This window comes from Methylobacterium sp. Leaf465 (assembly GCF_001424705.1).
In the GTDB taxonomy this organism is placed as follows: domain Bacteria; phylum Pseudomonadota; class Alphaproteobacteria; order Rhizobiales; family Beijerinckiaceae; genus Methylobacterium.
Genome location: NZ_LMRA01000045.1, coordinates 61949 through 75960, shown reverse-complemented (window position 1 = coordinate 75960; position 14012 = coordinate 61949). Strand labels below are relative to the sequence as shown.

The window sequence follows — 14012 nt, the reverse complement described above, 5'->3', positions numbered from 1 at the left end:
GTCAAAACTTGCAGTGGCATCTCGAATTGCCGGGGGGCATGTTGCTGCGACAGGACAAGACCATGACTGCTCGGATCGGCTGCCAGGGCTGCCGCGAGGGAGCCGAACTCGACTTCACGTTCACGATGGCGTTCCAGCCGATTCTCGACCTCGCCGCCCAGCGCGTCTGGGGGTACGAGGCCCTCGTGCGTGGCCCGGGGGGTGAATCCGCCGCCTCGATCCTCGGCCGCGTGACGCCCGAGACCGTCTACCGGTTCGACCAGGCGGCGCGGGTCAAGGCGATCGAGCTCGCCGGCCGGCTGTTTCCCACCGACGACGCGACCCGTCTGTCGATCAACTTCATGCCGAACGCCGTCTACGAACCGGCGGCCTGCATCCGCTCGTCCCTGGAAGCGGCCCGCAAGGCGGGGTTCGCCCACGACCGGATCATGTTCGAGTTCACCGAGAACGAGAAGTTCCGCGACACCGCCCACGTCTCGCGCATCGTCGCCGAGTATCGCCGCCAGGGCTTCCTGACCGCCCTGGACGATTTCGGCGCGGGCTTCGCCGGCCTCAGCCTGCTGGCGAACTTCCAGCCCGACCTCATCAAGATCGACATGGATCTGCTGCGCGGCATCGACACCGACCAGCGTCGTCAGATCATCGTGGCGGGCATCATCGGCATCGCCCGCTCCCTGGACATCGCGGTGATCGCCGAGGGCGTCGAGACGGCGTCCGAGCTGGACACCCTGCGCGACCTCGGTGCGAACCTGTTCCAGGGCTACCACTTCGCCAAGCCCCACCTGGAGGCGCTGCCCCCGGTCCGCGGCTTCCCGGTGGCCGGCTCTCCGGCGGGCGGGTTCCCCCGCGCGCATGTGGCGTGAGCCGGCCATCGGGATCCCCGCCGGTCCGCCTCAGCGCGCCGGCATCGGCATCGGCGCACCGGGGGCACCCGCCGCACCGTTGGCCGCGGAATCGCCGGCCGAGGCGATCGCCAGCATGTTCAGGAGCTTGGTCACCGAGGCCTGCGAGATCGTGGTCACGGTGGAGGCTGGATCGGCATTGACCGCCTGGAACTTCTGGTAGGTCTTGTCGCCGTAGATTTCGGTGAGGTGCTTCAGTTCGTCGAGGCTGAACTTCTCGGCATAGGCCTTCGACAGGCCGTCGAGCATCGTCTCGCGCTGCTTGTCGAACTCGGCGCGGATCTCCTTGCGCACGGCCTCGGCCTTGTCCTCCTTCATCGGCGCCACGGTCTTCTCGAGGGCGCCCGTGAAGCCGACCTCCAGGTTCTTGATCGTGGTCTTCTGCACCAGGTCCTTGGCGACGGCGATGCGCTCGGCGGCATCGTCGGCGCGGGCGGCCATCGGCAGGCAGAGGGCCGTGGTCAGGCAGAGGGTGGCGAGCAGGCGCGTCATCTTGGCGTGTCCTCAGAGATTCTTGTCGTGAGCCCGGCGCCGGGTGGCGGCGGGCGCCGCCCTCTACCCCACTTGGCCCGCGTTTGGGAGGCGGCGCAGGCTCACACCCGTTCGATGATAGTGGCGGTGCCCATGCCGGCACCGATGCACAGGGTCACCAGGGCGCGCTCCTTGCCGGTGCGCTCCAACTCGTCGAGCACGGTGCCGAGGATCATCGCGCCGGTGGCGCCCAGCGGATGGCCCATGGCGATGGCGCCGCCGCAGACGTTGATCCGGGCCGGGTCCACGTCGAAGGCCTGTTGGAAGCGCAGCACCACCGCGGCGAAGGCCTCGTTGACCTCGAACAGGTCGATGTCGGACAGGCTCATGCCGGCCCGCGCCAGGACCTTCCGCGTCACGTCCACCGGGCCGGTGAGCATGAGGGCCGGGTCCGAGCCGATATTGGCGAAGGCGCGGATGCGGGCGCGGGGCTTCAGGCCCGCGGCGCTGCCGGCCTCACGCGATCCGATCAGCACGGCGGCGGCGCCGTCGACAATGCCCGACGAGTTGCCGGCGTGGTGGACGTGGTTGACGGTCTCGACGTCCGGATGGGCGTCGATCGCCACGGCGTCGAAGCCACCCATCTGGCCCATCTGGACGAAGGAGGCCTTGAGCTGGCCAAGCGACTGCATGTCGGTGGCGGGCCGCATGTGCTCGTCGTTGGCCAGGAGCGTGATGCCGTTGATGTCGCGCACCGGCACGACCGCGTCGGCGAAGCGGCCCTCGGCCCAAGCGGTGGCCGAGCGCTTCTGCGATTCGACCGCGTAGGCGTCGCAATCGTCGCGGCTGAAGCCGTATTTCGAGGCGATGAGGTCGGCCGACACGCCCTGGGGCATGAAGTACGACTTGATCGCGATGGCGGGATCCATGGGCCAGGCGCCGCCGGAGGCGCCGAGGCCGACGCGGCTCATGGACTCGACGCCGCCGCCCACCGTCAGGTCGTGCTGCCCGGCCATCACCTGCGCGGCGGCGAAGTTCACCGCGTCGAGGCCCGAGGCGCAGAAACGGTTGATCTGCACGCCCGGCACGTGCGTGCCGTAATCGGCCACCAGGGCCGCCGCCCGGGCGATGTCGCCGCCGGCCTCGCCCACCGGATCGACGCAGCCGAGCACCACGTCGTCGACGCGGCGCGTGTCGAGGTCGTTGCGCTCCTTGAGGGCGCGGAGCGCCACCTCGGCGAGGCGCAGGGCCGTCACCTCGTGCAGCGACCCATCGGGCTTGCCGCGGCCCCGCGGGGTGCGGACGTGGTCGTAGATGAAGGCCTCGGGCATGCGCGTTTCCCTGTTGTCCGCCCGTTCGGGGCGACGGCGTTCAAAAATCCGGTCCGGATCCGTCAGTCCGGGGCCGCGACGCGGAGCCCGGAAGCCAGAACCGCAGGTCGTGGCGAGGTCGCCCGCGCCGGCGGTTCCGGATTCCGGGTTCGCCCTATGGGCGCCCCGGACCGACGCGGCGTCTTCGGATCGCGGTCGTCCCGGTCTAAAACGCCTCGGCGCCGAGCGCCATCGTCGTCTCGGCGCCGGCCTTGATCCGCACCAGCCGGGTCGCGGTCTCGGGCAGCATCCGCTCCATGTAGAAGCGGCCCACCACCAGCTTGGCGGCCATGGCGTCCGAGGCGGCTTCGGCCTGGCGGGCCAGGGCGGCCTTGGCGATGCGCGCCCACATGTAGCCCATGGCCACGAGGCCGAGGAGGTGCATGTAGTCGGTGGCGCCGGCCCCCGCATTGTCGGGTTTCGTGAAGGCGTTCTGCATGAACCACATGGTGGCGCCCTGCAGGTCGTTGAGCCCGGCCTGGAGGGGGGCGACGTAGGGCGTCATGCCCTCGTCCTCGCCGTGGTCCTTGAGGAAGGTCTGCACCTCGCCGAGGAAGCTCATCATGGCCCGGCCGCCGTCCTTGGGCAGCTTGCGCCCGATGAGGTCCATGGCCTGGATGCCGTTGGCGCCCTCGTAGATCATCGCGATGCGGGCATCGCGCACGAACTGCGACATGCCCCATTCCTCGATGTAGCCGTGGCCGCCGAACATCTGCTGGGCCTCGACCGCGTTGGCGAAGCCCCGGTCGGTCAGCACGCCCTTCACCACCGGGGTCATCAGGCCCATGTGGTCCTCGGCGGCCTGCCGTTCGGTCGCGTCGTCGGACCGGTGGCCGATATCCGCCTGGAGGGCGGTCCAGAGCACGAGGGCGCGGGCGGCCTCGTTGAAGGCGCGGATGCCCATCAGGGTCCGGCGCACGTCGGGATGGACGATGATCGGGTCGGCGGCCTTCTCGGGCGCCTTGGCGCCGGTGAGGGCGCGGCCCTGAAGCCGGTCCTTCGCGTAGGCGACGGCGTTCTGGTAGGCGACCTCGGATTGTCCGAGACCCTGGACGCCCACCGCGAGGCGGGCCTCGTTCATCATCACGAACATCGCGTTCAGGCCGCGATTCTCCTGCCCGACGAGCCAGCCCTTCGCCCCGTCGTAGTTCATCACGCAGGTGGAATTGCCGTGGATGCCCATCTTGTGCTCGAGGGAGCCGCAGGAGACGGGATTGCGCGCGCCCAGCGAGCCGTCGGCGTTCACCAGGACCTTCGGCACCACGAAGAGCGAGATGCCCTTGGTGCCGGCCGGCGCGCCCTCGATGCGGGCGATGACGAGGTGGATGATGTTCTCGGAGAGGTCGTGCTCGCCGGCCGAGATGAAGATCTTGGTGCCGGTCAGGCTGTAGGAGCCGTCGCCGTTGGGCATCGCCTTGGTCTTGAGGAGGCCGAGATCCGTGCCGCAATGGGGCTCGGTCAGGTTCATGGTGCCGGTCCAGGCCCCTTCCACCATCTTCGGCAGGTAGAGCGCCTTCTGCTCTTCCGACCCGTGCACCAGGAGGGCCGCCATCGCGCCCTGCGTCAGGCCGGGATACATGCCGAGGGCGAGGTTGGCCCCGGAGGCGAATTCCTGGATCGCGGTGTTCAGGGTGTGCGGCAGGGCCTGCCCGCCATAGGCCTCGGGCATCGACAGGCCCATCCAGCCGCCGCCCGCATAGGCGTCGTAGGCGGCCTTGAAGCCCTGCGGGGTCGTGACGCTCCCGTCCGGATGCCGGGTGCAGCCTTCCCGATCGCCGACGGCGTTCAGGGGGGCCAGGACGGTCTCGGCGAGCTTGGCGCCCTCGTTGAGCACCGCCTCCATCACGTCGGGAGAGGCGTCCGAGAAGCCGCGCAGGTTGTCGTAGCGGTGGAACCCGAGCACGTCGTTCAGCAGGAACAGGACGTCCTCGACCGGTGCCTTGTAGCTGGGCATCGCGCATCATCTCCCGGAAACGGTTGCGTTCCTGGTCGGACTTCCGGCCGCCGGCGCACCTGATGGTTCACATATAAACTAATCCGCGGCGGACGAAAGGGGGGCGCGCGGGGTGCCAACGGGAATCGGTCATCCGCCACCAATCGGTCAGGCCTTAACCGCCTGTTTACCAAGACTACCAAATGTCGGGGCGGACGGATCTGCCGTTAACCCCTCCCTCGCTTTTCGTGTGGCGGGGGGCGCTCGCGGATCGAACCATGGACTTCGCCGGGTCAGGTTGGACGATGACACGCAACGCGACGCTCGACCTCGAAGGCTTCGATCCGGACGTTCTCGAAGCGGCACGGGATGTCGCCCGCCGCGCCGGCATTCCGGTCGAGACCTGGATCGCCTCCATCGTCGATCCCCGAGCGCTCGCGGACAAGGCTGAACCCGAATCACGGAGCGCGCAACCGCAGCCGGCCCCGGTCGCACCGGCCGAGCCGACCCCCGTCGCCTCCGCACCGGCGCCGGTCGAGGTCCGGTCTTCGAGCGCCGCGCCCACCGGGCCGACCGGCAAGAACGCGGCCCTCACCGAGATGATGCGTCGCCTGGACGGCATCGATCAGCGCATCGGCGCCGAGGCGCCCGTGCCGCCGGCGCCCGCCGCCCCGAAGGTCGAGCCGGCCAGCCCGCCGCCCTCCGAGATGGCCCAGCGCCTCGCGGAGATCGAGCGCCGGATGACGGAGATCGGCGCGCAACTGGCCGCGCCCCGTCCCCTCGGCCGCCGCGGCCGCCCGGTCGTGACCGAGATCCGCGACGCGGTCACGGAGATTCGCCAGCGCCAGCGCGAACTGGACGGTACGCCCGCCGCGCCCGCCCAGGCCGCCGCCCCGGCCCCGGTCTCGAACGCCGCCCCGACCCTGGCCGCCCCCGTCATCGCCGAGCTCCAGAGCGAGACGGTGCGGCTGCGCGAATCGATCGGCAGCCTCGCCAGCAGCCGCGACGTCGGCGCGCTGGAGACGGCGATGCAGACCCTGGCGGCCGGTGTCGAGAAGGCGCAGGCCCCCGGCGACCTCGCTGCCATCGCGGCCCCCATCGAGGCGATCCGTGTGCAGGTCGAGCGCCTGGCCGAGGACGTCGCCGACAACGTTCACGCCCGCGTCGCCGCCGATGTCGAGCGCCTGGCCGCCAAGATGAACGGCACGTTCCAGGGCGCGCCCTCCGGCATCGCCGAGCAGGACGTGGTCGCGGGGCTGTTCCGGGAGCTCGACGAGATCCGCCGCCTGATCGGCGCCCTCGCCGGACCCGAGCGGATCCAGAGCCTCGCCAACGGCCTCCAGGCCATCAGCACCCAGATTTCGCAGCTCCAGGCCGGCATGCCCGGCGAGACCGCCAGCATGGCGGAGCTCCGCCCCCTGCTGGAGGAAATCCGGATCGGCCTGCGTTCGAACGCCGAGGCCGGCATCGGCGAGCAGATCCAGGAGATGGGCGCCAAGCTCGACGCCCTGCGCGGCGCGGGCCCCATGGCCGCCCACCAGGATTCGGACGTCATCCTGCACCGGATCGATGCCCTGTCGGAGAAGGTCGACCGGGTCAGCATCAATCCCGTGGGCGACCTGATCGGACGCCTCGAAGACATCGGCGCGACCCTGCGCCGGCCGGCACTGCCCGACGAGAACCTCGCCTCGATCCACGGCATGCTGCACGAGCTGACGGTCAAGCTCGATCGCATCGGCACGGGCGAGGGTCCCCGCGACGAGGGCCTCGACGCCCTGGAGCAGCAGGTCCTGGCGCTGGCCGAGCGCATCGACACCCGGGACGCCGATCCGGCCCTGGCCGGGCTCGAGCGCACCATGACCGACCTCCTCGACCAGGTCTCGGCCCTGCGGGCCGAGGCGCCGATGGAGGCCGCCGTCGAGCGCGCCGCCCGCAACGCGGTCGCCGAGACCATGGGCGCGGCCGCCGAGACCGGCGAAGTCGCTCTCCTGCGGGCCAGCCTCGCGGATCTGCGCGCGCATCAGGTCGCCTCCGAGCAGCGGATGCAATCGACGCTGACCGGGGTCTACTCCGCCCTGGAGCGCCTGGTCGGCCGGATCGGCACCGGCGACACGGATGCCGCCCTCCTGACCGGCGCCCGGACCCCGCGGGACGCGTCCGCGAAGGACATCCTGGCCCGGGAGATGCTGGCGCGGGATCTGGCGTCGCGGGACACGGCCAAGGAGTCCCTCCGGGAGCCGGGCGCCGAGCATCTCGCCGGGGGGGCACCGTCGCGCCGGCCGGATGCGGCCCGGACCGAACGCCCCCTGGTCTCGGGTCCCGATCTTCCGCTGGAGCCGGGCGCCGGCCGCCCCGGCCGTGAGCGCCCGGGCAGCCGGGTCGAGGCGAGCGAGGCCGCGGGCGCGGCCGACAGCGACATCAAGACCAGCTTCATCGCCGCCGCCCGACGTGCCGCGCAGGCGGCGCAGGCAGAGGCCGCCGGGCAGGCCGAGGCGCAGGAGGGCGACGGTGTCCGCACCGGTCCCGACGCCGCGCGCCGCGACGGTCGCCTCGCGCGCTTCCGCGACGGCATCGACCGCCGCCGCAAACCGCTCCTCCTCGGCCTCGCCGCAGTGGTGCTCCTGCTCGGCGCTCTCCAGGCCGTGACCGCCCGCCGGACCGCGGACACCGCGTCATCGGGGACCGAGCCGGTCGCGACGCGCTCGGTGCCCGCCGACATCGCGGCGGCGGCACCCGATGCCGGCCCCCCAGCCGAGGCGGCCGCCAAACAGCCGGACGCCACGACCCAGGACGCCAAAGCGCCGGAGGCGAAGGGCGCGCCGCCCGCCCCGGCCGATCCGCAGACGACGCAGAGTCTCTCCGAAAGCCCGCCCGCCAAGGGCACGGTGCCGGCCGTGGCCGCTCGGTCCGCGGTGCCGCGCGTGACGACGATGGCCGGACTGACCGCGGACCTCGCAACGGTGCCGCCGAACCTGGTGAAGCTGCGCCAGGCCGCCCTCGGCGGCGACGGCGCCGCCGCCTACGACCTCGGCATGCGGGCGGCCGAAGGGCGCGGCATGACGCGCGACCCGGCGCTCGCCGTGAAGGTGTTCGAGCAGATCGCCGCCAGCGGCTTCGCGCCGGCGCAGTACAAGCTCGGGAGCCTGTACGAGAAGGGCGTCGGCGTGACCCGCGACCTGGCTCAGGCGAAACTCTGGTACGGCCGTGCCGCCGAACTCGGCAATGCCCGCGCCATGCACAACCTCGCGGTGATCTACGCCGAGAACCCGGTGGCCGGCGGCAAGCCCGACTTCGCCACCGCCTCCCTCTGGTTCAAGCGCGCGGCCGAGCTCGGCGTCCGCGACAGCCAGTACAACCTCGCGGTTCTCTACGCCCGGGGGATGGGCGTGCAGCAGGATCTCGGACAGTCCTTCCTGTGGTTCTCGGCCGCCGCCGCGCAGGGCGACGAGGACGCCGCGAAGAAGCGCGACGACGTCGCCTCGAAGCTCGACGCGAAAGCCCTGGGTGCCGCGCGGGCGCAGGTCACGGCCTTCAAGCCTAAGGTGCCGGAGCCCGTGGCCAACGAGATCCCGGCCCCGCTGCCCACCGAGAACTCAATGAGCCTGCTCGGTGCGGCGCCGCCCTCCGGCAACGTTCCGCCGGCCCGCCGGATCTGAGCGGCCGCGCGGGGGATGCGAGCTTCTGACGCCCTCCCGCTTTTGCGCCGAACCCCCGGTTCCCGGCGTTGTCGCAGCGGTGATCGCCGGACCGTCGTGATCGGGTGACCCATTTCGAAGCGCAGGTCGCCTCCATCGGGCGGCCCGACAAGCGGAGAGCCGATGGCGCGCGTGACGACGGTTCCACCGGCCGCCCTGATCCTGGGGATCGCCGGGCTGATTCCGTTCCTGGGCTTCGCCCTCCTCGCCTATAGCGGCTCCGATGGCGGCCTCGGCACCATCGGCCTCAGCCCCCGCCTCATGCTCTCCACCTACGGCGCCGTCATCGCATCGTTCCTCGGCGGCATCCGCTGGGGCGCGGCGGCCGCGCGCAATTCGGGCGGCGCGGACTACGCCATCGCGATCCTGCCCTCGCTGATCGCCTGGGCGGCCCTCGCCGCCCCGATGCCCTGGGATCTGCGCATCCTCGGCATCCTCGTGCTGGCCTGGGGCCTCATCGATCAGGACCTGCCGCGCCGCGGCCTCGTCCCGGTCTGGCTCGGCCGCCTGCGCCTGGCCCTGTCGGGGGTCGCCGGGGTCTCGCTGCTCATCGCGGCCTGAATCCCGTTTGGCTCCTCGCACCGTGTCCGGTCGATCGCTTCGCTTGGCTTGCTGGGAACGGGCCCCGTCTCCCGAAAGGAGAGGGGACCGGCGCACTGAAAACGCCGGAAGTCTCGGCCGGAGAGAGGCTCAGTCCTTGCTCAGCATCGCCTTGCCGATGGCGAAGACGCGGCCGTCGCCGAGGAGGTGCGCCGTGAAGCCGGCCGGAAACAGCGGCTCGAAGGCGGCGTTGCGCACGTTGAGCCCCCCCGCATAGGCGCCGAAGGCCGGCATGATCAGCCGGCGCCCGTCGGTGACGAAGCAGCGCCGGCGCACGGCCCGCCCGCGCATCGCGACCTTTCCGCAGGGATGCAGGTGGCCGGAGACTTCACCCTCCGGGGCATCGACGGTCGGTTCGTGCCGCAGGGTCAGGGCGCCCACCGTCAGCGTCTCGGCGTAGCGGCCGCCGACGCCCTCGCTGACCGCATGGTCGTGGTTGCCGGCGATCCAGACCCAGTCGCGCCCCTCCTGCAGGGCCGCCACCATGGCGCGGTCGCCCGGCTCCATGCGCTCCGGTCCGCGGGAATCGTGGAAGGAATCGCCCAGCGCGACGACGCAAGCGGGGTCGAGCCGCGCGATCACCTCGTGCAGGCAGGCCAGGGTCTCGCGGGTGTCGTAGGGCGGCAGGAACTGCCCGGAGCGAGCCGCATAGGCCGAGCCCTTCTCCAGGTGGAGGTCGGACACCACCAGGGTGCGGTGCGGGGCGAGCCAGAGGCCGCCGCAGAGGTCGAGGGCGAGGGTTTCGCCGGCGAGGGTCAGGCCGGGGGCCCGGATGGTCTTCTCAAGTCTCTGGCCGAGCGCCAAAACCGCGTCCTCTGCGTTCGGGGCAGGGCGTTTCACCACGCGCTCAGGCCAGCGCTTCTTCGAGCAGCTGCGCCTCGGCTTCGGCCAGAATCTCGTCGGCGCCCTCGCCGTAGACCCGTTCGCGCCCGATCTCGAGCATCACGGAGACGGAGAGCGGCGAGACGCGATCGAGCGCCTTGTGGATGATTCGCCCCTGGATGCGCCTCAACATCATACCGAGGCGCTTCACGTCGAGGAGTCCGGTTGCCGCATCCTGCCGCGCCGCCTTGAGCAGGAGGTGGTCCGGCTGGTGCTTGCGCAGCACGTCGTAGACCAGATCGGTGGAGATCGTGACCTGCCGGCCGGTCTTGGCCTGGCCGGGATAGCGCCGCTCGATCAGCCCGGCGATCACGGCGCATTGCCGGAAGGTGCGCTTCATCATGGCGGATTCGTCGAGCCAGGCCTCGAGGTCGTCGCCCAGCATGTCCTCGGCGAATAGGGTCTCGAGGAAGTCCGGTTCCCGGCCGATGCGTTCGCCGACATCGCGGTTGAGCCAGATGGCGATGCCGTAATCGTTGGCGGCAAAGCCCAGGGGCCGCATCCGCGCCCGTTCCAGGCGGCGGGTGAGCAGCATGCCGAGGGTCTGGTGCGCGAGCCGCCCCTCGAAGGGAAAGGCCGTCAGGTAGTAGCGCCCGGCGCGGGGAAAGGTCTCCACCAGCAGTCCCGTGGGACCGGGCAGGACCGAGCGGGTCCGCTGCTGCAGGAGGTAGTCCGAAACCTGGCGCGGCAGCCGGTCCCATTCGAACGGATCGGCGATCAGGGCACGCACCCGCGCCGCCAGGAAGGTCGAGATCGGGAACTTCGCCCCCGCATAGGACGGGATCGCCGGGTCGGTGCCCGGCCCCGCGCGGGTCGCCAGGGCCTCGTCCTCGGACAGGCCCTCGAAGCGCAGCACCTCGCCGGCGAACAGGAACGTGTCGCCCGGCGTCAGGGTGTCGGCGAAGTCTTCCTCGATCTCGCCCAGCACCCGGCCACCGCGGGGCAGGATCGCGCCCGGCTTGCCGCGCACGCCGCGGGCGAGCCGGACCTTCACCTTGGCGGATTCGACGATAGTGCCGACGTTCATCCGGTATTGCTGGGCGATGCGGGCATCCCGCACCCGCCACAGGCCGTCCGGCCCGCGCAGGATCTTGGCGAAGCGCTCGTAGGCCCGAAGGGCGTAGCCGCCGGTGGCGACGTAATCGACCACCGCCTCGAAATCCTCCCAGGACAGGGTGGCGTAGGGGGCGGCCGAGACGATCTCGGCGTAGAGCTGCACCGCGTCGAAGGCATCGGCACAGGCCATGCCGAGGACGTGCTGGGCCAGCACGTCGGGGGCGCCGAGGCGGGCGTCGGGCGTATCCTGGGCGGCGGCCTCCACGGCGTCGAGGGCGGCCTGGCACTCGAGCATCTCGAACCGGTTGGCCGGCACGAGATAGGCCTTCGACGGCTCGTCCATGCGGTGGTTGGCGCGGCCGATGCGCTGCATGATCCGGCTCGCCCCCTTGGGGGCGCCGATATTCACCACGAGGTCGACGTCGCCCCAGTCGATGCCGAGGTCGAGGGTGGCGGTGCAGACGATCGCCCGCAGCTGGCCCGCCGCCATGGCGGCCTCGACCCGCCGGCGCTGGGTGGCATCGAGCGAGCCGTGATGCAGGGCGATGGGATAGTTGGCGTCGTTGATGCGCCAGAGTTCCTGGAAGGTGTACTCGGCCTGGAGCCGGGTGTTGACGAAGACCAGCACGGTGCGGTGCCGCCCGATCAGGTCGTAGATCGCCGGCATCGCCTGCCAGGCGGTATGGCCGGCCAGGGGCAGGGTGAGGCCGGTCTCCAGCATGTGGAGGTCGGGGGCGGCGCCGCCCTTCACCACCACGAGCTCGGCCATGGCCGGGCCGCCCTCTTCCGCTTCGGTGGAGGAGGGGGGGTGTTGCGGAACGAGATACCGTCGCAGCTCGTCCGGCTCGCGCACGGTGGCGGAGAGGCCGATGGCCGTGAGCCCGGGGCTGAGGCGGTGCAGGCGCGCGAGCGCCAGGGACAGGAGGTCGCCGCGCTTCGAGGTGACGAGGGCGTGCAACTCGTCGAGGACGACGCAGGACAGGCCGGCGAACAGGTCCGCCGCCTCGCGATGGGCGATGAGCAGGGCGAGCTGCTCCGGCGTGGTCAGCAGGATGTCGGGCGGTCGCGCGATCTGGCGGGTGCGCTTGTGCGAGGGCGTGTCGCCGGTGCGGGTCTCGACGCGGACGGGAAGGCCCATCTCGGCGATGGGCGCATCGAGGTTGCGGGCGATGTCGACGGCCAGCGCCTTCAGGGGCGAGACGTAGAGGGTGTGCAGGCCCCGCGGCTTCGCCGACGCCGGCCGCGCCGCCAGGGCCGTGAGGCTCGGCAGGAAGCCCGCCAGCGTCTTGCCCGCGCCCGTCGGCGCCACGAGGAGCGCCGAGCGGCCGCCCCCGACGATGTCGAGGAGTTCGAGCTGGTGGGGCCGGGGCGTCCAGCCGCGCGCGGCGAACCACGCGGCGAAGCGTTCCGGCAGCGGGGATGCGACCGCGCGCTTGCTCAGGCCAGGGCCATCAGGAAGCGGTCGATCAGCTCCAGCGCCCGCTCGGTCATCGCCCCGGGATAGCGCACGAAGATGTGGCAGCCGCCCGGATAGATCGCCGTGTGTCCGCCGTTGCCGGCGGCCGCCCAGCGGGCCGACATGTACAGCGTGTCGTCGAGGAGCGGATCGTGGGTGCCCACGGTGAACAGGGCCGGCGGCAGGCCCTTCAGGTCGGCATAGACCGGGGAGACGTCGGGCCGGCGCCGGTCGATGCCCTCGCGGACGTAGACGTTGGCGAAGTTGGTGAGGTCCCGGGTGTTCACCACCAGGCGCTCGTCGCCCCAGTTGCGCACGCTCGGGGTGAGGCCGAGGTCGAAGAAGCCGGCATTGAGGTTCGCCCCCCGGAAGGCGCGGGGCAGGCCGTGCCTGTCGCGCAGCCGCAGCAGCACCATCACGGCGAGCTGCGCGCCGGCCGATTCGCCTCCGATGGTCAGGGCGGAGATGCCGAACTCGGCCCGGCCGGGACCCGCGAGCCAGAGGGCGGCGGCCTCGCAATCCTCGAGGGCCGCCGGGTAGGGGTGCTCGGGCGCGAGGCGATACTCCACCGACAGGCAGACGAAGCCGCAGACGTCCGCGATGCGCTCCAGCCACGGGTCCTGCTCGTCGGCCGAGCCCCAGACCCAGCCCCCGCGATGGATGTGCAGGTAGGCGCCGCGCAGCTTCGACCATTTCCGCGCATCGGGGCGGATGACGCGCAGCTGCAGGGGGCCGGCGGGCCCGTCGATGGTCAGGATCTCGGCCCGGGCGCTGCGCGGCATGGCCGGCGAGGCCTGCGTGCCCTGGCGGCGGCGCGCCCGGACCTCGGTGATGGGGATCGACCAGGGATCCGCCTGCGCGGCATGCGCGGCCACGATCTCGGCGTTCAGGCGCTGGGTCTCGGGGTCGATCATCGCCGGATCGAACAGGGCGTGGTCGATCATGGAGCGGTTCGTTTCATGGACGGGTCAGTCTGCGGGGCGAGGGGCGGTCGGGGACGACGCAGATCGCATCGTTAAGATGGGACCCTGCACGCGACGGTGCCATCCGTCCCCCGTGCGAAAACGCCGAACGCTCTCGCATGTGTCGTGTTTCGTGCAAACTGTGTCGCCCGCGTCACGGTTCCGCCGGGTTCGCCGGGTTGAGAGGCGGCACCGCCCGCCCCGAGGGCACGGCCCGAAGACCCGGCCGAGAGCACGGTCAAGAACACCGCCAAGAACACCACCAAGAACCCGGCCAAGGACACGGCGAAGAACATGGCCAAGGATAGGACCCGATGACGCTCGACCACGATCCGCGCCGCCCGCCGCCCTACGGGGGGCAGCCCTATGCCGGCGCACCGATCCCGGAGCAGGGCCGGCGCTCGGCCCTGCGGCGCTTCCTCGGCGGCTCGCCCGCCGCCGTCTTCATGAAGCTCCTGTTCCTGTCGGTGCTGGTCGGCGCCGTGATGGCGACCCTCGGCGTCACCCCCGGCCTGCTGTTCTGGCACGCCTACGACGCGGTGCGGACCCTGATCGACCTCGGTCTCGCCACCTTCCACGATTTCGGCCGCTGGATCCTGGCCGGCGCGGTCGTGGTGGTGCCCCTCTGGCTCCTGTCCCGCTTCTTCGCGGTGTCGAAGTAGCGCGTCGCCCACGAGAAAGGGGC

General features: G+C 71.5%; 10 protein-coding genes. 4 read left to right on the top strand and 6 right to left on the bottom strand.

Annotation, left to right across the window (positions count from 1 at the left end):
* Positions 1 to 62 precede the first annotated feature (62 nt).
* Positions 63 to 863 (top strand): EAL domain-containing protein, encoded by an 801-nt coding sequence (locus tag ASG51_RS18880; RefSeq protein WP_056217457.1) that lies wholly within the window; start codon positions 63 to 65, stop codon positions 861 to 863.
* A 30-nt stretch (positions 864 to 893) separates the two neighbouring features.
* On the opposite strand, the gene ASG51_RS18875 is transcribed toward ASG51_RS18880, so the two are convergent.
* From ASG51_RS18875 to ASG51_RS18865, 3 genes are all read right to left on the bottom strand, one after another.
* On the bottom strand, positions 894 to 1394 hold the full coding sequence (locus ASG51_RS18875) for a hypothetical protein (RefSeq protein WP_056217132.1): 501 nt from the start codon (positions 1392 to 1394) through the stop codon (positions 894 to 896).
* A gap of 101 nt (positions 1395 to 1495) precedes the next feature.
* Complete coding sequence (locus tag ASG51_RS18870) at positions 1496 to 2704, bottom strand: acetyl-CoA C-acetyltransferase (RefSeq protein ID WP_056382441.1); 1209 nt, start codon at positions 2702 to 2704, stop codon at positions 1496 to 1498.
* Between the two features lie 205 nt (positions 2705 to 2909).
* Positions 2910 to 4697, bottom strand: coding sequence for an acyl-CoA dehydrogenase C-terminal domain-containing protein (locus tag ASG51_RS18865; RefSeq protein WP_056382440.1), 1788 nt, complete (start codon positions 4695 to 4697; stop codon positions 2910 to 2912).
* A gap of 284 nt (positions 4698 to 4981) precedes the next feature.
* On the opposite strand from ASG51_RS18865, the gene ASG51_RS18860 reads away from it, so the two are divergent.
* Together ASG51_RS18860 and ASG51_RS18855 are read left to right on the top strand one after the other, a co-directional pair.
* The gene (locus ASG51_RS18860; protein WP_056382438.1) at positions 4982 to 8332 is read left to right on the top strand and encodes a tetratricopeptide repeat protein; all 3351 of its coding nucleotides are present in this window, start codon (positions 4982 to 4984) and stop codon (positions 8330 to 8332) included.
* A gap of 162 nt (positions 8333 to 8494) precedes the next feature.
* On the top strand, positions 8495 to 8932 hold the full coding sequence (locus tag ASG51_RS18855) for a DUF3429 domain-containing protein (protein ID WP_056217143.1): 438 nt from the start codon (positions 8495 to 8497) through the stop codon (positions 8930 to 8932).
* Positions 8933 to 9061: 129 nt separating this feature from the next.
* Here ASG51_RS18855 and pdeM read toward each other — a convergent pair whose 3' ends face one another.
* The 3 genes from pdeM to ASG51_RS18840 are packed head-to-tail and all read right to left on the bottom strand — an operon-like array spanning position 9062 to position 13309.
* Positions 9062 to 9775, bottom strand: coding sequence for a ligase-associated DNA damage response endonuclease PdeM (gene pdeM, locus ASG51_RS18850; RefSeq protein WP_056350395.1), 714 nt, complete (start codon positions 9773 to 9775; stop codon positions 9062 to 9064).
* Between the two features lie 43 nt (positions 9776 to 9818).
* Positions 9819 to 12350 carry a ligase-associated DNA damage response DEXH box helicase gene (locus ASG51_RS18845; RefSeq protein WP_056382575.1) on the bottom strand — a complete coding sequence of 844 codons (2532 nt, stop codon included), beginning with the start codon at positions 12348 to 12350 and terminating at the stop codon, positions 9819 to 9821.
* The gene (locus ASG51_RS18840) at positions 12347 to 13309 is read right to left on the bottom strand and encodes an alpha/beta hydrolase (protein ID WP_056382574.1); all 963 of its coding nucleotides are present in this window, start codon (positions 13307 to 13309) and stop codon (positions 12347 to 12349) included. The genes ASG51_RS18845 and ASG51_RS18840 overlap by 4 nt, the downstream gene beginning before the upstream one ends.
* A 332-nt stretch (positions 13310 to 13641) precedes the next feature.
* On the opposite strand from ASG51_RS18840, the gene ASG51_RS18830 reads away from it, so the two are divergent.
* Positions 13642 to 13989: a DUF6460 domain-containing protein gene (locus tag ASG51_RS18830; protein WP_056382434.1), complete on the top strand. Its 348-nt coding sequence runs from the start codon at positions 13642 to 13644 to the stop codon at positions 13987 to 13989.
* The last annotated feature ends 23 nt before the right edge of the window (positions 13990 to 14012 follow it).